General features: G+C 42.4%; 13 protein-coding genes. 11 read left to right on the top strand and 2 right to left on the bottom strand.

The window, feature by feature from the left end; genetic code table 11:
- Positions 1 to 56 precede the first annotated feature (56 nt).
- From pepN to rmf, 9 genes are all read left to right on the top strand, one after another.
- A complete protein-coding gene (pepN, locus tag OCU48_RS06520; protein WP_141345207.1) occupies positions 57 to 2,660 on the top strand; it encodes an aminopeptidase N in 2,604 nt (867 codons plus the stop codon).
- A 262-nt stretch (positions 2,661 to 2,922) separates the two neighbouring features.
- Complete coding sequence (locus OCU48_RS06525; protein WP_141345208.1) at positions 2,923 to 7,767, top strand: NAD-glutamate dehydrogenase; 4,845 nt, start codon at positions 2,923 to 2,925, stop codon at positions 7,765 to 7,767.
- A gap of 46 nt (positions 7,768 to 7,813) precedes the next feature.
- Positions 7,814 to 8,824, top strand: coding sequence for a quinone-dependent dihydroorotate dehydrogenase (gene pyrD, locus OCU48_RS06530; RefSeq protein WP_141345209.1), 1,011 nt, complete (start codon positions 7,814 to 7,816; stop codon positions 8,822 to 8,824).
- Positions 8,825 to 8,984: 160 nt separating this feature from the next.
- Complete coding sequence (locus OCU48_RS06535) at positions 8,985 to 9,527, top strand: cell division protein ZapC (protein ID WP_141345210.1); 543 nt, start codon at positions 8,985 to 8,987, stop codon at positions 9,525 to 9,527.
- Positions 9,528 to 10,060: 533 nt separating this feature from the next.
- The gene (gene rlmKL / locus OCU48_RS06540; RefSeq protein WP_141345211.1) at positions 10,061 to 12,190 is read left to right on the top strand and encodes a bifunctional 23S rRNA (guanine(2069)-N(7))-methyltransferase RlmK/23S rRNA (guanine(2445)-N(2))-methyltransferase RlmL; all 2,130 of its coding nucleotides are present in this window, start codon (positions 10,061 to 10,063) and stop codon (positions 12,188 to 12,190) included.
- Positions 12,190 to 12,429 carry a glutaredoxin family protein gene (locus tag OCU48_RS06545; protein ID WP_141345212.1) on the top strand — a complete coding sequence of 80 codons (240 nt, stop codon included), beginning with the start codon at positions 12,190 to 12,192 and terminating at the stop codon, positions 12,427 to 12,429. Before rlmKL ends, OCU48_RS06545 begins: the two co-directional genes overlap by 1 nt.
- Positions 12,407 to 14,320, top strand: coding sequence for an ABC transporter ATP-binding protein (locus OCU48_RS06550; protein ID WP_141345213.1), 1,914 nt, complete (start codon positions 12,407 to 12,409; stop codon positions 14,318 to 14,320). The genes OCU48_RS06545 and OCU48_RS06550 overlap by 23 nt, the downstream gene beginning before the upstream one ends.
- Positions 14,321 to 14,326: 6 nt before the next feature.
- Positions 14,327 to 16,243, top strand: a complete 1,917-nt coding sequence (locus OCU48_RS06555) for a DUF3466 family protein (RefSeq protein WP_141345214.1) — start codon at positions 14,327 to 14,329, stop codon at positions 16,241 to 16,243.
- Between the two features lie 243 nt (positions 16,244 to 16,486).
- On the top strand, positions 16,487 to 16,660 hold the full coding sequence (gene rmf, locus OCU48_RS06560) for a ribosome modulation factor (RefSeq protein WP_026012689.1): 174 nt from the start codon (positions 16,487 to 16,489) through the stop codon (positions 16,658 to 16,660).
- A gap of 194 nt (positions 16,661 to 16,854) precedes the next feature.
- On the opposite strand, the gene fabA is transcribed toward rmf, so the two are convergent.
- Positions 16,855 to 17,385: a bifunctional 3-hydroxydecanoyl-ACP dehydratase/trans-2-decenoyl-ACP isomerase gene (gene fabA, locus OCU48_RS06565; protein WP_017028980.1), complete on the bottom strand. Its 531-nt coding sequence runs from the start codon at positions 17,383 to 17,385 to the stop codon at positions 16,855 to 16,857.
- A gap of 67 nt (positions 17,386 to 17,452) precedes the next feature.
- The gene (locus OCU48_RS06570) at positions 17,453 to 19,096 is read right to left on the bottom strand and encodes a S16 family serine protease (protein WP_141345215.1); all 1,644 of its coding nucleotides are present in this window, start codon (positions 19,094 to 19,096) and stop codon (positions 17,453 to 17,455) included.
- A 222-nt stretch (positions 19,097 to 19,318) separates the two neighbouring features.
- On the opposite strand from OCU48_RS06570, the gene matP reads away from it, so the two are divergent.
- Both matP and OCU48_RS06580 read left to right on the top strand, forming a co-directional pair.
- Positions 19,319 to 19,768, top strand: a complete 450-nt coding sequence (matP, locus tag OCU48_RS06575) for a macrodomain Ter protein MatP (RefSeq protein ID WP_141345216.1) — start codon at positions 19,319 to 19,321, stop codon at positions 19,766 to 19,768.
- 29 nt (positions 19,769 to 19,797) lie between these two features.
- A complete protein-coding gene (locus OCU48_RS06580) occupies positions 19,798 to 20,097 on the top strand; it encodes a DUF3634 family protein (protein ID WP_141345217.1) in 300 nt (99 codons plus the stop codon).
- Positions 20,098 to 20,367 lie beyond the last annotated feature (270 nt).

Below are 20,367 nucleotides of genomic sequence, written 5' to 3' on the forward strand. Positions count from 1 at the left end.
ATTGCAATAAAGATGGACTCTAATCCCTCTACAATATCATTACATAGGAAGTAGGAATGAAAGACGCAACTCCTGTTCAGCCTGTCGCTAAGTACCGCAAAGATTACACGCCACCTTCTCACAATATAGAGACCCTCGATCTAGTTTTTAAACTGCATCAAACGCAAACGGTTGTGACTGCAACATCTAAGGTCTTGGCAAGTGATGGTGCGTCGAGATTAAGTTTGGTTGGAGAACATCTTGAACTTAAGGCACTGCACATCAACGGCGTTGATTGGAGTGATTATGAGTTAAATGATGAAGGTATAGTGATTTCCAACCTACCTCCTGAGTTTGACATGATGATCACCACAGAACTCGACCCATCTGCGAATACTGCCCTTGAGGGATTGTATCTTTCAGATGGGGCGTTCTGCACCCAATGCGAAGCGGAAGGCTTCAGGCGCATTACTTATTTCCTTGATAGACCAGATGTATTAGCCAAATACACGACCACGATAGAAGCTGACAAAAGTGATTTCCCGTTCCTGCTAAGTAACGGTAACAAGGTTGCAGAGGGTGAACTCGAGAATGGACGTCACTGGGTGAAGTGGCAAGACCCTCACCCAAAACCGAGTTACTTGTTTGCTTTGGTCGCAGGTGATTTTGATCAACTGGTGGATAGTTTTACTACACGCTCTGGCCGAAAAGTAGACTTGGAGATATTTGTTGATAAAGGGAACCTAAGCCGAGCTCATCATGCCATGCTAAGTCTCAAAAACTCAATGAAGTGGGACGAACAACGTTTCGACTTAGAGTATGACCTTGATATATACATGATCGTCGCGGTCGACTTTTTCAATATGGGGGCGATGGAGAACAAAGGACTTAACGTTTTCAATTCTAAGTACGTCCTCGCCGACCAGGCTTCTGCAACGGACAAAGATTACCTAGGCATCGAAGCGGTTATAGGTCATGAATATTTTCACAACTGGACTGGTAACCGAGTTACCTGCCGTGATTGGTTTCAATTGAGTTTGAAAGAAGGGTTAACGGTATTTAGAGACCAAGAGTTTTCGAGTGATCTAGGCTCTCGTCCGGTAAACAGAATCAATAATGTGCGTATTATACGCGGGCCACAATTTGCAGAAGACGCGAGCCCGATGTCACACCCAATTCGTCCTGATAAGGTAATAGAGATGAATAACTTCTATACCTTAACGGTATATGAAAAGGGCAGTGAAGTGATTCGAATGATTCATACCTTGTTGGGAGAAGAAGCTTTCCAATCAGGCATGAAACTATACTTCGAGCGCCATGACGGCACAGCAGCGACATGTGATGACTTTGTTGCTACTATGCAAGAGGCATCTGGGATTGATTTGGACCAGTTTAAGCGTTGGTACAGTCAATCAGGTACTCCTATTTTAACTGTGACCGATGAGTACGATGCTAATCTAAAAACCTACACACTAAATGTTCGTCAATACACAGCGCCTACGGCAACGCAAGCAGATAAGTTGCCTTTACATATCCCGTTTGACATTGAGCTGTATCGACAAGACGGTTCTGTTATACCGTTAGTTATTGACGCCAAGTCTGTCGGCTCACTATTGCACATTACACAAGAATCTCATCGCTTTGTGTTTGAGGCTGTCGATGAAAAACCAATCCCTTCGCTACTTCGTGAGTTTACAGCGCCAGTGAAGCTTGAGTACGATTACGAAGAATCTCAACTAGTTCAGTTGATGAAGTGTTCAACCAACGAAGTGTCACGTTGGGATGCCGGTCAGACACTGTTATCACAATATATAAAGCAGGCGGTCTCCAAGGGAGTCGATATAGACCTTTCTAAAGAGGTGATTAATTCTTTTAAAGCTTTGTTGGTTGATCAAAGTCTGGACAAAGCGTTTGTCGCTGAAGCGTTAACATTGCCTCCTCATAGCGAAGTGAGCGGGTGGTTTGATACCATCGATGTTGATGGTATTTCAAAAGCCCTTACACAATTAAAGCTAGCGCTTGCGAAAGGACTAGAAAGTGAATTATTAATGACGTATCAATCACTAGGCGGTAGTGAGTATGACATTTCTCATCAAAGCATTGCTAAGCGGGCTCTGCGCAATACCTGTCTCGGGTACTTATCGTGTTTGAAACAACATCACAGACTTGCACAACAACAATTTGATGTCAGTGATAACATGACTGATACCATAGGGGCGCTCTCTTCGGCAAATCAATCTGATCTAGAAAGTCGCGAAGATCTGATGAATGTATTTAGCAAACGATGGAGTCACGATGGATTGGTGATGGATAAGTGGTTTATGTTGCAGGGTTCAAAACCCAGTGCGGATGCTCTTTCTAAAGTGAAATTGGCGATGGAACACAGTGCGTTTAGCATGCAAAACCCAAATCGAGTTCGCAGTGTTCTGGGTTCATTTTTTAATAACCCTTTCGGTTTTCATGCGTTAGATGGCAGTGGATATCAGTTTGCAGGGGAGATGCTAACAAAGCTGAATACGACTAACCCTCAAGTGGCCTCACGTTTAATCGATCCAATGTTAAAATTTGCTCGATACGATGAAGAAAGAAAGCAATTAATGCGTCGGGAGTTAGAACTATTGCGTGATACGCCTAACTTGGCGAAAGATCTGTATGAAAAAGTGGAAGCTGCACTCAAGTAATTAGATAACAAACAAACGCTTACAGACGAAAAGGCTTAGCATGACGCTAAGCCTTTTTTTGTTCTATATTCAAGGGAAAGATTTGCTTATTAACAGTTTCGTCACATATTGAAGATTTTTAGAGAATGCGGCTTTAATTATGTAACGATGATGAAATAAAAAACCTACAATAGCGCCAATAGGCAGATTTATCTGCTTGTGAGACGTGATTTACTAGCCTTGCATTAACATAACAATAAAAATCTCTGACGGAGTGTGCCCCATGAATGCACGTGAACCCTTAGTCCCTGTACTACTTGAAAAAGTCTATCAACTGATTGAAGACAAGCTTGATCCTAAACACCAAACAGTGGTGACTAAGCTTGCGCAACATCTATTTAGTAATATCTCTCATGATGACTTAGTGTCCCGAAATGAGTCAGATTTGTATGGCGCGGTAGTAAGCCTGTGGCAACATATGAAAGAGAAGAATTTAGATGACTTATCGGTAAAGGTATTTAACCCAACTCTAAGTCGACATGGTTGGCAGTCAACACATACCATTGTTGAGATCATCTTGCCGGATATGTCCTTCTTAGTTGACTCAATTAAAATGACACTGTCACGTATGGGGCTATCGAGCCACATAATGTTACACGGGCCTGCCAAGTTACATTTAAGTAATGGCAAAGTATCTGATATTAATAATAAAGCTTTGGATGGCCAGTTGCAGTCAGTATTCCATATTGAGGTGGATAGACTTTCTAGCAAAAGTCAGATGGATGATCTGCAACAAGAACTAGAGAGTGTAGTTCGTGATACCCATTCGGTTGTGAATGATTGGCAACCAATGACGGACGCCTTAAAGAAAGTCGTCAAGCAAGTGAAAGGACTTGAAAAAGTCAAAGGCATTGATAGCAAACATATTGAAGAGTCCCTCGAGTTTTTAAATTGGTTAGGCGATCATAACTTTACCTTGATGGGGTACAAAGAGTATCGACTTGTAGAGGTCAATGACGAACAAATCTTGGAACCAACCGAAGATGCAGGGCTAGGTTTATTTACAGATAAGTCTCGAGTTCGTGCAACTAAGCTTTCTAATTTTTCTGAATCGGCTAGAGAAGAGGCGACTAAGCCATATATCCTGATCTTAACCAAAGGCAATCGCCCATCTCGTATCCATAGGCCTGCTTACAATGACTACATAGGTATCAAAACCTTTGACAAACAAGGGAGGGTTATTGGAGAGCACCGATTTACCGGTCTCTATACTTCAGCGGTCTATAACCAAAGTGTTGAAAGCATTCCCCTCGTACGCAATAAGGTCGCTCGTATTCTAGAAGGCAGTGGCTTTTTGAAGGGATCGTATGCGTTTAAAGCCCTACATAATATCTTAGAAACCTATCCTAGAGATGAACTGCTACAAGCCAGCGAAGATGAGCTTTTGCATATTGGGATGGGTGTCGTACAGATGCAAGATCGCGATATGATCCGACTATTTGTACGTAAAGACCCGTTTGGACGCTTTTTGAGTTGCATGGTTTACGTGACTAAAGAGCGCTATAACACCGAACTTCGTCGTCAAACTCAACGCATTTTTAAGCGTGCCTTTAATACAGACAAAGAAGTTGAGTTTACAACGTATTTCTCTGAAAGCCCCCTTGCTCGAACTCACTACATTGTCCGTGTTGAGGACAGCAATCTTACCTTTGATATTAAGAGTATTGAGCAAGACTTAATGGAAGCCTCATCTACTTGGGGTGATAGATTAGAACAAGCAGTGGTATCTAGTCTGGGGGAAAGCAGGGGCTTGCCTTTGGCTAAACGCTATATGGAAGCCTTTCCACGATCTTATCAAGAAGCGGTGTTACCTAATGCTGCCGTTGCGGATATAGAACGATTAGAGCTTCTTAATGGGTTCAATCAGTTAGGAATGCTGTTCTATAGACCGCAAGAAGAGTTAATAGATTCTAAGGTTGTCCATCTCAAACTCTATCATAAGCACTCGCCGATTCATTTATCAGACGTTATGCCTATGCTAGAGAACTTTGATCTACGAGTCATTGGCGAGTCACCTTATCAAGTAGAAACTAGTAACGGTGAAACTTATTGGATCTTAGACTTTTCTATGTTGCATAAAGGCAGTAATGCCGTTGATTTTAATAAGGTAAGGGATCGTTTCCAGCAAGCGTTTGCCGGTGTCTGGAAAGGCGAATTAGAGAACGATGGTTTTAACCGACTAATTTTAGGCGCAGGGCTTACCGGTGTGGAGACCACCATTCTTCGAGCTTACGCTAAGTATATGCGTCAAGTCGGCTTCCCATTTAGCCAGCACTACATTGGAGATACGTTAGCGGCGCATCCTAAGCTTGCTAATAACTTGGTAACACTGTTCGAAAAACGCTTCCTTCCTAAAAATAAGGGGGATGATGCCTCTCAGTTAAAAGTGATCAAACAGATCAAAGATCAACTGGAGAAAGTAGAAAGCTTGGATGACGATCGAATCGTGCGTCGTTATGTAGAGATGATTCGCGCAACTCTGCGTACTAACTACTATCAGCAAACCAATGAAGGTGACCGTAAGCCATGTTTGGCACTAAAGCTCAGTCCTAAGAAAATTCCAGAGATCCCTAAACCGGTGCCAGAATTTGAGATGTTCGTATACGCTCCAGACGTTGAGGGTGTGCATCTTCGCGGGGGGAAAGTAGCGCGTGGCGGTCTACGTTGGTCAGATCGACAAGAGGATTTTAGAACCGAAGTACTTGGACTGGTTAAAGCACAGCAAGTAAAAAACACGGTGATTTTGCCTGTTGGTGCAAAAGGCGGTTTCGTTTGTAAGAAGCAACATACGCTAACAGGAAGAGACGAAATCTTTGCTGAAGGTCAGCGTTGCTACCGTATGTTTATTAGTTCGTTGCTAGATGTTGCTGACAATATTGTAGACGGTAACCTAGTACCGCCAACGAATGTTGTTCGCCATGACGAAGATGACTCATATCTTGTCGTTGCTGCTGATAAAGGGACGGCTACGTTTTCTGATATAGCGAACAGCGTGTCTGAAGAATACAACTTCTGGTTAGGGGATGCATTTGCTTCTGGTGGTTCAAACGGCTATGACCATAAAGTCATGGGGATTACAGCAAAAGGCGGTTGGGAGTCAGTTAAACGACATTTCCGTGAGCTAGGTGTTAACTGTCAAACGACTAACTTTACGGTTATTGGTGTTGGTGACATGGCAGGTGATGTGTTTGGTAATGGTATGTTGTTATCAAAGCATATATTGCTACAAGCGGCGTTTAACCATCTTCATATTTTCATAGACCCTAATCCAGATGCGACAAGCTCTTACAAAGAGCGTGAGCGTTTATTCAACACCCCAAGAACCGGCTGGGATGACTATGATAAGTCATTGATATCAAAGGGTGGTGGCATTTTCTCGAGAAAAGCAAAGTCTGTGACGCTGTCACCTGAGATAAAAGCTATGCTAGGCGTTGATGAAGATGCTATGGCGCCAAATGAACTTATCAAACACATTTTAAAGATGCAGGTCGACCTATTATGGAATGGCGGCATAGGCACTTATGTTAAGTCGAGCAAAGAAAGTCACTCAGAGGTGGGTGATAGAGCCAATGATTCACTTCGCATAAACGGCAATCAATTACGGGCGAAAGTAGTAGGTGAAGGCGGTAATCTTGGATTGACTCAACTTGGACGTATTGAATTTGCGCTTAACGGCGGCCGTGTAAATACCGATTTCATTGATAATGTGGGTGGGGTTGATAGCTCTGACAATGAAGTAAACATTAAGATTTTACTCAATGGTTTGGTGCAAAATAGCGATCTTACCTTAAAACAAAGAAACGAGATTCTTGATTCAATGGAACAAGACGTATCTGAGATAGTCTTGCACGATGCGTATTGCCAATCCGAGTCAATCTCTGTAACAGAAGAGCAAGGCGTCAATGGTATGAAAGAGCAAATGCGCTTCATTCATACTATGGAAAAAGCGGGTCATCTAGACAGGCAACTTGAATACATTCCTGACGATGAACAACTGCAAGAGCGCGAAAAGCAGGGTGTTGGGCTAAGTAGGCCTGAACTTTCTGTGCTGGTGGCTTACGGAAAAATGGTATTGAAAGAGCAGCTTGCGACAGATGCAATTGCAAATGACAAATATCACTCTCGTATGCTGGTAGAGTATTTCCCTGATAGGTTACGACGTAACTATTCTTCTAGTATGGACTCGCATCCACTACGCAGTGAAATAATTGCAACGGCACTTGCTAATGAGATAGTCAACGAAATGGGCTGCAATTTTGTTACTCGCCTTCAAGAAGAAACGGGTGCAAGTGTTGTGGATATAGCAAATGCTTTTGCTGCGTCTAAAGAACTGTTTAAGTTCTCAGAGGTGTTTAGCAAAATTCGTGAACATGATAATCGCATTGAAACGAGTGTCCAATATCAGTTGATGGTAGTGATACGTCGTACGTTGAGACGATTAACACGCTGGATGCTAAGAAACCGTTCACACAATAGTAGTGTTGAACAATTGGTTGAGCGTTTTAAAGTTGATGTAGAAGTGATCGTGAAAAAACTTGATCAATTCTTAGTGCCAAGTGAAGTTGAACAACATCAAAGTACAGCGCAGCAATGGGTTGAGAAGGGTGTTGATAAGTCATTGGCGAATTACTTAGCGAGGCTTTCAAGTCTTTATTGTTGTTATGATATTTCTCTGGCTGCTAAAGAGTGTGGTACATCGATAGAGCGTACAGCAAAACTCTACTTTTACTTGGGAGATAGATTGTCACTACATTGGTTCCTTGATCAAATCAATAATCAAGTAGTTGATAACAACTGGCAAGCATTAGCACGTGCCGCCTTTAGAGAAGATCTTGATTGGCAACAACGCCAACTGACCGTGCAAGTTTTGAAATGCAATTGCGGTGATACACCTCTTTCAGAAGAAGAGACCATAGAAAATTGGATCGTTAACAATCGTATTGCATTGCAACGCTGGGAGAATACCTTGAACGAGTTTAAGGTAGGTAATGTGCATGAATTTGCTAAATTTTCCGTTGCTTTAAGAGAGTTGATGCTTTTAAACTTGAATTGTGAAGCTACAAAGTAAATAATACAGCCCCGTTTACACGGGGCTTTTTTTTATCGGAGGCACAATGCTCTACCGTCTTGCCAGAACTGGCTTATTTCAATTCGACGCCGAAACGGCGCACGATCTCGCAATTAATTATCTTCCAAAAATTACCGGCACTCCTCTCGATCTTTTCTATCGTCAAAAACTGCCACATCGTCCTGTTGAATGCATGGGTTTAACTTTCAGAAACCCAGTGGGTTTGGCTGCAGGTCTAGACAAAAATGCAGAATGTATTGAAGCTTTCGATGCGATGGGTTTTGGTTTCGTAGAAGTGGGTACAGTAACACCACGTCCACAACCAGGTAATGATAAACCTCGTATGTTCCGCTTGTTAGAAGCGGAAGGTATCATCAACCGAATGGGCTTTAATAATCAAGGTGTTGATGCGCTAGTTGAAAATGTTAAGAAGGCTAAATTTGATGGCATTCTTGGCATTAACATTGGCAAGAACAAAGATACACCTATCGAAGAGGGTAACAGTGACTACCTAATTTGTATGGAAAAAGTGTATCAGTATGCTGACTATATCGCGGTAAATATTTCGTCACCTAATACACCAGATCTTCGCTCGCTTCAGTATGGTGAAGCTCTAGATTCACTATTAGGTGATTTGAAAAACAAACAAAAAGAGCTTAATGAGTTACACGGTAACTATGTACCTGTGGCACTTAAGATCGCTCCAGACTTGAATGATGATGAAATTGTTCAGATCTGTGACTCATTACGTAAGCACAGCTTTGACGGGGTAATCGCTACTAACACTACGTTAGACCGTACGATTGTTTCTGGTATGAAGCATGCCGACGAAGCGGGTGGTTTGAGTGGTCGTCCAGTGCAACTGCGTAGTACAGAAGTAGTTGCTAAGCTGCATCATGAATTGGGCGATGAGATCCCAATTATTGGTGTTGGTGGTGTCGATTCTTATGTTTCAGCAAAAGAAAAGATGCAAGCTGGTGCTAAATTGGTGCAAGTTTACTCGGGCTTTATCTATAAAGGTCCAAACTTGGTTAAAGATATCGTTAAGAATCTGTAATCAATTTGCATTAAAACCAATTGTTTAGCAAATGAGAAGGGGAATTGTTTTCCCCTTTTTTTTTCGTCTCCTGTTAGTAAAATTATCGGAAAGTAACGTGGACCCTTTAAAGGGATGGTGTAACGCCTTACTTAAACCGAGTTTAAAACAGGACAGAGTTATGCTTAAGCTAAGCGATACATGGAATTGGTACTACGATGAGGACAAATCCTCTCTGATGCTTGAGATTAGCGAAGATATGGTATTTCGCTCTGATCTCCCTCGAAAAGTTCTTATCGAATCTGCATTTACACCACAGCCGTTTTCTGTTGAAGACGCAGATATCTATCATGTATTTCAAGACTCTGTTAAAGGCCTCCCTTTATCTATTCCACGACAAGCTGAACTTGTACTCAAAGCAGTAACAGTTAAACGCTTCCACAAGCCTGTGCAGCCAAAAAGCTGGTTTTTTAATACCCAGTCTGCAGGATACTTGCCAGAGGAAGGGGAGATTGTTGAGCTGCAAAACGAATTCAATACTGGACATTTTATGGTGGTTGAATCGTCGGAAACCGCAAGCATTGTTATATCAGTGAGCACCGAAGATTTTTATCTTACAGGCAGTAAAGTTATGTCGTTCTGCGAACCCATTAAAGTCATGCACGACCGAATGCGTTCCTCCAATGCAATGTTCTGTCAAAGCGACATTCAAATGGTTTCTTAGCTCTCTCGCTAATAATTAGCATTTAAACATCACTGTATTCCCCAAGGTCGTTTTAGAGTCTCTCTAAAGCGGCCTTTTTCTTTGTTTAAATACCCATCATATTGAGTGTTCCAATCTCACAATTTCACTAAGTCACTTCAATTAATCATTATTAATGTGAGGCTAAGTGTTGCAAGTGCACATTTTTTAAATTCTTTTTTGTCGTCATTTAAGCCGCAATGTATCAATTGGGCAGGTCCAAACCTACTTTATTTCCCTGTTTCGTTCCTTTTGTAAGTAACTTTCACACTAAAAATACCGCTGGTATATACCAATTTATGCGTGAATAAGTATTCACTATGCGTTTAAGCCTTAGTTTTGTGTGTAGAACAGGGAAAAGTGTTTGGTTGTTGAGATGAGCTTGTTGAAAGTTAACCAACACTAAGGAGTGCTGTAGAAATGAACAATTAGAGCTGATAAAGGGAGAAATTTCGGAATTTACACTTAGAAGGGTTTATAATTAACGCCATTTTATTAGCAGCTTAGTGATTAACATGCATCAATACCTTGCGGTAACGGCCAATGGTTTAGAAAATTTATTGGTAGAAGAACTTAAGAACTTGGGAATTGAAGACCCAAAACCTGTGCAAGCAGGAGTTCGATTTAAAGCAGACTTAGAGCAGATATATAAAGCCTGTTTGTCTAGCCGTACCGCTTCTCGTTTCGTACGTGTTCTTGCTGAATTCAAATGCCAGGATGATATGGACCTGTATCTATCGTGCATGTCCATTCGTTGGCCGAACCTATTTGATGCAAACAAATCTATTATTGTGGACTTCAACGGTACGAACCGTGAAATCCGCAATAGTCAGTATGGTGCAATGAAGGTTAAAGACGCCATTGTTGATACCTTTACCAAAGCTAACCTGCCAAGACCTGAGATCAGCAAAGATCGTCCAGATCTTCGTATTCATGTTCGTCTGCATAGAGAAGATGCCATATTAGGTATCGATATGGTTGGGCAAGGGCTCAACCAACGCGGTTACCGTACTGAAGCAGGTCGTGCGCCATTGCGTGAGACGTTAGCTGCATCGATAGTGATGAGAAGTGGTTGGGACAAGCAAACACCGCTTATCGACCCTATGTGTGGTTCAGGTACCTTATTGATAGAAGCCGTTATGTTGGCTGCAAATGTTGTTCCTGGTCATGCTCGCACTAGTTGGAGCTTAGAGAACCTAAAAGATTTCGATTACGAGCTCTGGACTGAAGTGAAATCCGAAGCCAAAGTTGTAGGGCGTCGCGGTATCAACAAGTTCGAAATCCCTGTGATCGGATACGATAACGACCCACGTGTACTAGAAACAGCAAAAAAGAATGCGGTAAGAGCGGGCATTGAAGGATTGATTGATTTTCGTTTAGGCGATGCTACGAAAATTGAAGCACCAAAAGACGCCACAGCCGGTACGATTATTTGTAACCCGCCTTATGGCGAGCGTCTTAGCACTGAACCTGGTTTGATTGCGCTTTATTCTGAATTTGGTGTTCAGATGAAGACACAGTTTGGAGGTTGGAATGCGTCGATCTTCTCAAGCTCCGATGAACTGCTTAGCTGTTTGCGTATGCGCGCCGATAAGCAATACAAAGTAAATAACGGCGCTTTGAACTGTTTACAGAAGAACTATGCAATTTCGGTGAAAGCGGCAGCAAATACCAATACGCCGAAGACTGAAGCTGTCGTAGCACCAGATTTTGCAAACCGTTTGAAAAAGAATATTGGCAAAATTGGTAAGTGGGCGAAAAAAGAACACCTAGATTGCTACAGAATTTACGATGCTGATCTTCCTGATTACAACGTTGCTATAGATGTATATCCAGAGCACCTTGTTATTCAAGAATATGCAGCGCCCAAGACTATTGACCCAGAAGTGGCTAAACGCCGACTTACTGACATCATTCGAGCATCTATTCAAGTCACAGGTGTAGAAGCCAATAATGTGGTTCTTAAGGTGCGTCAGAGACAAAAAGGGACAAACCAATATCAAAAATTAGCGCAGAAATCCCATCAGATGCAGGTAAACGAATATGGGGTTCAATTAAAAGTAAACTTGTTTGATTACTTAGATACAGGTCTATTCCTAGATCATAAATTGACTCGTCGTAAGATTGGTCAGATGGCTGCAGGGTGCGACTTCCTGAATCTATTTGCTTACACCGGTAGTGCAACAGTTCACGCAGCGGTAGGCGGCGCTAAATCAACGACAACGGTTGATATGTCTAATACTTATTTAGACTGGGCGAAAGAGAACCTTGCCATTAACGGTATCAAGGGTAAGCAACACCAGTTTGTGCAAGCGGATTGCTTGCAATGGCTTGAGACTGCTACGGGCCAATACGACCTTATCTTTATTGATCCACCAACATTCTCAAATTCGAAGAGAATGAAGCAAACGTTTGATATCCAGCGCGATCATATTCAGTTAATGACACACCTAAAGAGATTGCTGCGCCCTGAAGGGACAATTGTATTTTCTAACAATAAACGTCAATTCAAAATGGACCTTGATGCCATCAAAGAGCTAGGCCTTAGAGCGCAGAACATTTCTGACAAGACGTTGCCACTGGATTTTGCTCGTAATAAGCACATTCACAATTGCTGGTTAGTCTCATTAGAGAACAACGCTTAGTGAGCGTCACCTTATACAGCACAGAAGGGTGCCACCTCTGTGAGCAGGCATACAAGCTATTGCTCACAGTTGGAGTACAACCACAAGTGGTTGATATAGCATTCAATGATGAGTTATTTTCGCGTTACGGGGTCACAATACCTGTAGTTGGTAACGCAAATTCTGAGCTTAACTGGCCCTTCAATTTACAACAATTACAACAATGGTTAGAGAATAATGGCATTACTTACCATTCATAATGGTCAATTGGCATTTGGTGATATCCCGTTATTGGATAACGCCGACTTCCAACTTCAAGAAAAAGAACGCGTTTGTCTAGTCGGCCGAAATGGTGCCGGTAAATCTACCTTGATGAAGGTCATCGCGGGTGACGTGCAAATGGACGATGGCCATATGCAAATTACTCAAGATGTGGTCGTATCACGCCTAGAACAGGATCCACCAAGAAACCAAGAGGGTACGGTCCTTGATTATGTGGCAGAAGGGCTAGCTGAAATAGGAAAGCAGCTTAAGATCTACCAAGATCAGTTGGATCTTGTTACTGAAGACCCTAGTGAAAAAAACATTAATCGTCTGGCAAAGATACAAGAACAACTGGAACATAGTGGTGCGTGGCGCTTTGAAAGCCGTATTACCAATGTATTAGAGGCGTTAGGCTTAGACGGTCACACTTTACTCACAGATCTCTCCGGTGGTTGGCAGCGTAAAGCCGCTCTGGCTCGTGCACTAGTGTGTGATCCTGACGTATTGCTTCTTGATGAACCAACCAACCACTTAGATGTCACCACAATTGAGTGGCTAGAGACTTTTTTGAAGGATTTTCGTGGCTCTATCATCTTCATTTCGCACGATAGAAGCTTTATACAGTCTATGGCGACCCGAATTGTCGATCTCGACAGGGGTAAACTGTCGTCATTTCCTGGTAACTATCAGCAATATCTTATTGATAAAGAAGAAGCAATACGTGTTGAAGAAGCACAAAATGCAGAGTTTGATAAAAAGCTAGCACAAGAAGAAACATGGATTCGTCAAGGCATCAAAGCGCGACGTACCCGTAATGAAGGTCGCGTAAGAGCCCTTAAACAGTTACGCCGTGAACGTACAGAGCGTATTGAAGTGCAGGGCAAAGCCAACATTCAAATTGATGATGGAGCGCGCAGTGGAAAGATTGTTTTTGAAGCTCAGAATCTTAGCTATCAGATCGATGGCCAGCAGATTGTAGATGACTTTAGCTTCACCGTGATGCGCGGCGACAAGATTGCTCTGATTGGTCCTAACGGCTGTGGAAAGAGTACGTTACTTAAATTGATGTTAGGCCAATTAGAAGCTGACTCGGGTCGCTTGCATTGCGGCACTAAGCTTGAAGTTGCCTATTTTGATCAGTATCGTGAAGCTTTAGACCCAGAAAAAACCGTAATCGATAACTTAGCTGATGGTAAACAAGAAGTCATGGTTGGGGGCAGGGAGCGTCATGCACTCAGCTACCTTCAGGACTTTTTGTTCTCGCCACGCCGTGCACGTTCTCCGGTTAAAGCCCTCTCTGGTGGTGAGAAAAACCGCCTGTTATTGGCTCGAATCTTCCTAAGATCGAACAATTTATTGGTTCTCGATGAACCAACCAATGATTTAGATATCGAAACTTTGGAACTTTTAGAGGATTTGCTTGCCAACTATCAGGGAACATTACTTTTGGTAAGTCACGATCGTGAATTTGTCGATAACACAGTAATGGCGAGTTGGATCTTTGAGGGCAACGGCCGTATCGAAGAGTTTGTCGGTGGTTACCATGACGCTCAGCAGCAACGAGCTCAAGTTAAGGCTACGAGGCAGGAGTTTGTTGCGAGTACGTCTGATGTTGTGGTTAAAGACAAAGCAACAAGTAAACCAAGTCGCAATACCAGTAAAAAGTTGTCGTATAAGTTGCAACGTGAGTTAGAATCGCTACCACAGCTTCTTGAACAACTTGAAGAACAATTAGAAGGCCTACAGGAAAGGGTTAATGACCCAGCATTTTTTGCACTTCCAGTAGAGGAAACACAGCCTGTGCTAGAGGAGTTAGCCTCCAAGGAACAGGAACTAGAAATAGCATTTGAGCGCTGGGAAGAGCTCGAAGCAATGCAGCAGGAATAAGATATTTTGAATTGCAGTCGTATCTTTAAACTTTCAGCCGTAGCCACTTTGGTTATGGCGTCATATAGTGCAAGTGCCAACCTTTACAATGTAGTACCGGTTACTGTACCAGATGGTCTTGGTCTTGAATCTTATGGTAGTGCCATTGACGAAACAGGTAATGTTGCCGGTGATACTAGAACCGGTACCGACGGAATTCCGTTTCGCGATGAAGCCCCTTTTGGCCTTGATAACACCTTTATCTACCAAGATTTTGACGATATCGAAAGCTACTGTTATCGCCAACTTGGCTATAACAGTTGTGAGAACTGGGCTACTCGTCAATGGGAAGGAATCAATAACGCCGGTGGTTTAGAGCGAGAGCGTGAAGCCTATTACGATGGCTATACTGCCAATGCTAACGGATTTGCTAATGGCGCTCAGATAATGACCTCGCCAACCAGTGCTTATGTACCTGGTGGCGGCACGCTTGTTACGGGCTCTAACAATGTAATCGTCAATAAGTACAGTGTTAATGACCAAGTCTTGGGTACCACAAGTAGTGGTTATTATAACTTTGGAAACTACGGCCTTGCCTATCGCGAACGTGGCTTTGTTGGCACGACTATATTGCCACCGGCAACGACTTTTAATGGTGAGCCTGTAAGTGACATTGTCACCCAGATGGGTCGCACGATGGCATTTGATTCATTTAGTTTTAACAGCGTGACATATATCGTTGGTAGCGCATCAGTAGCCCCATTTGATTATGGAGATAGTGATAAAGATTATAATGGTCGTGATGTAGGGAAGTGCTTTAGCGGTGACCAACCGATTGCCGATCCTGCAGCGGAAGATTATTGTCAAAACTTCGCTTTTTCTACCAAAGGTTTTATTTGGAGTAGTGATGGTGCAACGGGAGTATCTGTAGCTCCATGGAGTACATCTGATACCGGAGCAACACGCGACCAAAAATCATATATGTCTAGTGTTCGTGGTGCAGTAGTGCCAGACAGTACACTGATACCAAATGAAGATGGTAGCGAAGCAGATCCAACTTCGTACGATGGAAAGCCTGTCCTTGTTGGTTACAACACGTTGCGTGATGATAATAACTTACTGATGCAGGCTGCTGTTTTCTATCCAAGTGATAGCTTGGATCTTACTCAAGACGATCAATGGACTTCTAAGTTTATTACTAGAGCCGTTGTTGAAGACGATGGTGATTACATTTACGCTAATACCCGTGCTACTGACATCAATAACAACTTGATGGTTATTGGTGAATCAAAGCGTAGTGGGTTCTATCCTGAAAACGGTGCAGCAGCAAATCGCATATTTGTTGCAGATGCAAATGCAGATTCACCTTCAGCGACCTATTTTTCAGAAACCGGAGAGTCTATTTTCTTTAGAGGTTCTGGTGGCGAAGCTAAAGCAGTAAATAACTACAACGAAGTTGTCGGTATAATCGATGCTGAAACGGCACGTGAATACAACGGTAAGCAGCGTAGGCATCGTGGATTTATCAACCCATATGATTTTGATGTAGGCACACATGCTACTCGTCGAGCTTTGTTTCAAAATCGTGCATGGTGGCTTGATGACTTAACCAACGATGGTAAGGAAGACGGAAATAACCAGTACCGTATTATTGCTGCATCAGATATTAACGATAAAGGCGAAATCGCTGCAACCGCGCTTTATTGTGCCGGTGGTTATGATAATACTGGTCATAACGCTTATTGTGACGGTGGATCTGGAACTGAAGCTATAGTAGCAGTTAAATTAGTACCTACGGTGGATCTTGACGCGCCTGATGCAACTGCAACAATTACGCCACGGAGTGTAGAACAACAACCAGTTGAACGTCAGGGGGGCAGTGTTGCACCTTGGATGTTAGGTTTGCTCGGTCTAGTAGCTCTTCGTAGACGGTTAAAGAAATAGTTATTTAAGTCGTCTTAAGCGTTAAATAAGCCTTGATAGTGAAGGACAACATCACAAATTGTGGGTTGTCCTTTTTTACACCTTGAGAAAATGCAATTTATAGACGAGTCTTATATGGGTGCTTTGAGATTCTTTGAACGTAGATGTTTCAGCAAACAATAACAGGCTGAGCTGTCCACTACCCACCAACAAAGAAGCTTTTGCACCTTGAGTTTATGTATTGAAAGGTTAGAGGATTTAACTATGAAGAGACAAAAACGCGACCGTCTTGAGAGAGCACAGTCCCAAGGTTACAAAGCGGGGCTTAATGGTCGCTCAAGCGATACTTGCCCATATCAGCAAACCGATGCCAAATCGCAATGGTTGGGGGGTTGGAGAGACGCGAAAGGTGACATGGAATCCGGTCTATATAAATAACCTCATACAAACAGGCCCCGATTGGGGTCTTGTTTTAAAATCCTTAGCGCACTATAACTAAATACGCTGAATCAAATAATTTTTGTCACTATACATAATGCAACACTAACCTATATCTAATAGAACAACAGAAGGGCATAAAAAAGCCATGACACTAGGCCATGGCTTTATAGGGATAAATTGATTAAGTCTTATTAGAACTTAGAAGTGTCTTGGAAAAGACCAACTTTTAGATCTTTAGCAACGTAGATTTCTTTACCGTCTACTAGTACGCGGCCATCAGCCATACCCATAACCAGTTTACGATTAACTACGCGCTTCATATTGATTTCGTAGGTTACTTTCTTCGCAGTAGGAAGAATCTGACCTGTGAATTTAACTTCACCTACACCAAGTGCACGACCTTTACCTTCGCCGCCAATCCAGCCAAGGAAGAAACCAACTAATTGCCACATAGCGTCCAGACCAAGACAGCCGGGCATTACAGGGTCACCTGGGAAGTGACAATCGAAAAACCAAAGGTCTGGAGTAATATCTAGTTCTGCAGTAATAAGACCTTTGCCAAACTCACCTTCAGTCTGTGACATTTTAGTCACTCGGTCCATCATCAGCATGTTAGGAGCTGGTAATTGAGGACCTTGAGGGCCAAATAGCTCACCACGGCTTGATGCTAATAGGTCGTCACGATCGTATGAGTTTGCGATATCGCAAGGTTTTTGTTGCATTGTATTGAGTCTCCAGATTTTTTGAACCTGCATCTTATGTGATGCAGTATAGTACTTACAACTCCGATCAGTCTCTAAACAGCACTCTTTTTAAGCGATCAAGTAAACTTTCGCTGATATCGTGCTGATTGAGTCGATCGATGCGTTCGGCGATTTTATTTAAAATCGTATCATCACTATCGCCACTAAATGCTTGTCCTGTGATGATAGGTAAAGCTTGGTTTACATCCTCTACGCTCCAAATATGGAACTTGCCTTGCTTAATTGCGTCGACAACATCTCTGTGCAAAGAAAGGTGTCTTAGGTTCGACTTAGGTAAAATAACACCTTGTTCGCCAGTTAAACCTTGATGGGCACAAACATAGAAGAAACCTTCTATTTTCTCGTTCAGTCCACCAACTGCTTGAACGCGCCCAAATTGATCGACAGCACCGGTTACTGCGATGTTTTGTTTTATTTCATAGCCCGACAAAGCGCTAACAAAAGCACACAGTTCTGCTAATGATGCACTATCTCCATCCACCTCACTATATGATTGCTCAAATACGATAGAAGCAGAGTAAGGTAAAGGCTCATCGAGATTAAGCGCGCTACTGAGGAAAGCTTGCATGATCATCATTCCCTTAGCATGCAGATTGCCACCTAGCTCCGCCTTGCGTTCAACATCTGATACATCACCATCACCAAAATGAATAACACAGGAAATTCGAGCAGGCTCACCATAAGAAACAGGGTGCCCAGGGATATCAATCACCGTTAAGCCGTTTACCTGACCAACTTCATTGCCTTGCGTTTGTATTAAAACCTGACCATCAAGAATGTCGTCGAGCGCTCTATTAGGTAAATAAGACTCTCGGTAATAGCGAGCTTCAAGTGCGGCGTCTATATGCTTAGCTTCAATCGTTTCTGAGTTAGACTCGAGTGCGGCTTCTCGCAGCAATGCTTTGACCCAAGAGGCGGAAAGTGGCGCGAAATGTTGTTCTTCACATACCCGTGCACCCGCAGTTAAGAAGCTATGTATAGCTTCGGCAGAGATATCAGGTAATCCAGCGCTACGAACTAAGCTCGCAACGTAGCCCAAATAGACTGGGGCGGTAGCAGTATCTATACGAATATCCATTTCCACTTCGGTAAACATAGTATGCGAAGAGGAAAAGGCTGGGTCTAGATAATCAAGATCAGCAAGTTGATTTCGGTCACCAACAATAATCAGCTTAACTGAGCTCTTAAATCGTTGCTTAGGAGAAAAACCATTTTTGCTTGCTGCCACTCTAGCAACGTCTTCACCGGCCAGTAGTGCGCGAATTGCCAACAACGTCGTTGGCTGAGACAACACCGCATTAGCTGAAATAATAAGATACCCGTTACTGTGTTTCTCAAACAGGCCCACAGATGATTGAACATCACCGGAGTCAGTGACAATGTAACTTCCTAATAATTCTTCAGCTACAATAGACTCTGTATGCTGTACATTCTTATTTGTTAACTGTGAAAGGATAGAGGCGACATCTTTCTTCACTGACACGGTATCCGAGCCATTGATCGCCAATAAAGGCGCATCATCTGCTAAGGCAACAAATCGTCGTAGACTAGCGTCTAGTCGAGGCTGCAATGAGATAAAAGGGGCTTCTTGGTATTGAAACAGAGATAGACTAGAGTCTATAACGTGGTCGTGCTGTGGAGTTGCGAGTTGCCAATCTATCGATTTCATAAAATCTTATTAAAATATACTATCGGCTTAGTATACCTAAGCTATTAACAGATAACCCGAAAAATAGTGTACTTGATGCATTTAGAGGCGCTATTTTTAGACTTGGTTACATCAAATTGTGCTTTACAACAAATATGCTAGGTCTGTGCATTGTCAAAATGAACGACTAGGGTTACGCTGTCACTGTATGTCTTAAATTTAAATGGACTTAGATTAACAATCATGAAATATCAGCAACTTGAAAATCTAGAATGTGGTTGGAAGTGGAACTACTTGGTCAAAAAATGGAAAGAAGGTGAGAAAATAACTCGTCATCTGGACAGCAGTGCCGACACTGCAGCAGTAGAACTGCTTCGTGCTATTGAGCATGAACCGGTTCAAGTGTTGGAATGGATTGATAGTCACATGTCCCTTGAGTTAGATAACAAGCTCAAACAAGCCATAAGAGCGAAGCGAAAACGTCATTTTAATGCAGAGCAAGTACATACGCGTAAAAAATCCATAGATTTGGATTATCGAGTTTGGGAGAAACTATCTCATAGAGCCAATGAATTGGGCTGTACCTTGTCTGATGCCATTGAGTATCTACTTAGTGAAGCTCAGCGCAGCGAAAAGGCCAACGAAAAGGTCAATTTGCTAAAAGAAGATCTCAATAAACTGTTATCAAATTAATTAATCTGCACTCGATGTAGGAGGCATAAATGTTATATGTCATTTTGATTGCTGCCGCACTTATCTTTGCGATCGTGCTTTATGATAAACCGCAAATGAAACTGACTTTTAAGGAAGGCGAAATCTGCTCCCATGCAGGACAAGTAGACAAGTCATTTCTTCACAGGTGCAAAGACATTGCTCGTAAAAATCCGTTTAACGGTACGATGAAAGTTTATAAGTCTAAAGAACAGTACAGAGTTAAATTTTCAAAGAGCGTACCAAACAAAACACGTCACATTTTACGTAGCGCGTTGCCAGGAGCAAAAAGTCACACACATAAGCGTTAGACATTGGGTTTAACGCAATATATACGAGCTTTCTAACCCTTACAATAAGTGCGCATTATGTATATTATGTTAAATGAGATTTATTGAAAGCAATCTAACTAACTATCTCGTCCCTATCTCATCTATCAACTTATACTTTTTCTCGTTTGTTTATGCTTTGGGAATTTACGCATTGTTTGGTTTTCTTCATTTACTGTCGCCAATTCAATTTTTGGTTCACTCATTACAATCTATGTTTCATATCTTTAGTTGTAATCCCAGAAACTATTC

It is taken from the genome of Vibrio inusitatus, assembly GCA_024346935.1.
Taxonomy (GTDB): domain Bacteria; phylum Pseudomonadota; class Gammaproteobacteria; order Enterobacterales; family Vibrionaceae; genus Vibrio; species Vibrio inusitatus.

Coding starts and splice junctions, on each gene's coding strand:
- pepN (WP_141345207.1), top strand. CDS start 57: ATGAAAGACGCAACTCCTGTTCAGCCTGTCGCTAAGTACCGCAAAGAT.
- OCU48_RS06525 (WP_141345208.1), top strand. CDS start 2,923: ATGAATGCACGTGAACCCTTAGTCCCTGTACTACTTGAAAAAGTCTAT.
- pyrD (WP_141345209.1), top strand. CDS start 7,814: ATGCTCTACCGTCTTGCCAGAACTGGCTTATTTCAATTCGACGCCGAA.
- OCU48_RS06535 (WP_141345210.1), top strand. CDS start 8,985: ATGCTTAAGCTAAGCGATACATGGAATTGGTACTACGATGAGGACAAA.
- rlmKL (WP_141345211.1), top strand. CDS start 10,061: ATGCATCAATACCTTGCGGTAACGGCCAATGGTTTAGAAAATTTATTG.
- OCU48_RS06550 (WP_141345213.1), top strand. CDS start 12,407: ATGGCATTACTTACCATTCATAATGGTCAATTGGCATTTGGTGATATC.
- rmf (WP_026012689.1), top strand. CDS start 16,487: ATGAAGAGACAAAAACGCGACCGTCTTGAGAGAGCACAGTCCCAAGGT.
- fabA (WP_017028980.1), bottom strand. CDS start 17,385: ATGCAACAAAAACCTTGCGATATCGCAAACTCATACGATCGTGACGAC.
- OCU48_RS06570 (WP_141345215.1), bottom strand. CDS start 19,096: ATGAAATCGATAGATTGGCAACTCGCAACTCCACAGCACGACCACGTT.
- matP (WP_141345216.1), top strand. CDS start 19,319: ATGAAATATCAGCAACTTGAAAATCTAGAATGTGGTTGGAAGTGGAAC.
- OCU48_RS06580 (WP_141345217.1), top strand. CDS start 19,798: ATGTTATATGTCATTTTGATTGCTGCCGCACTTATCTTTGCGATCGTG.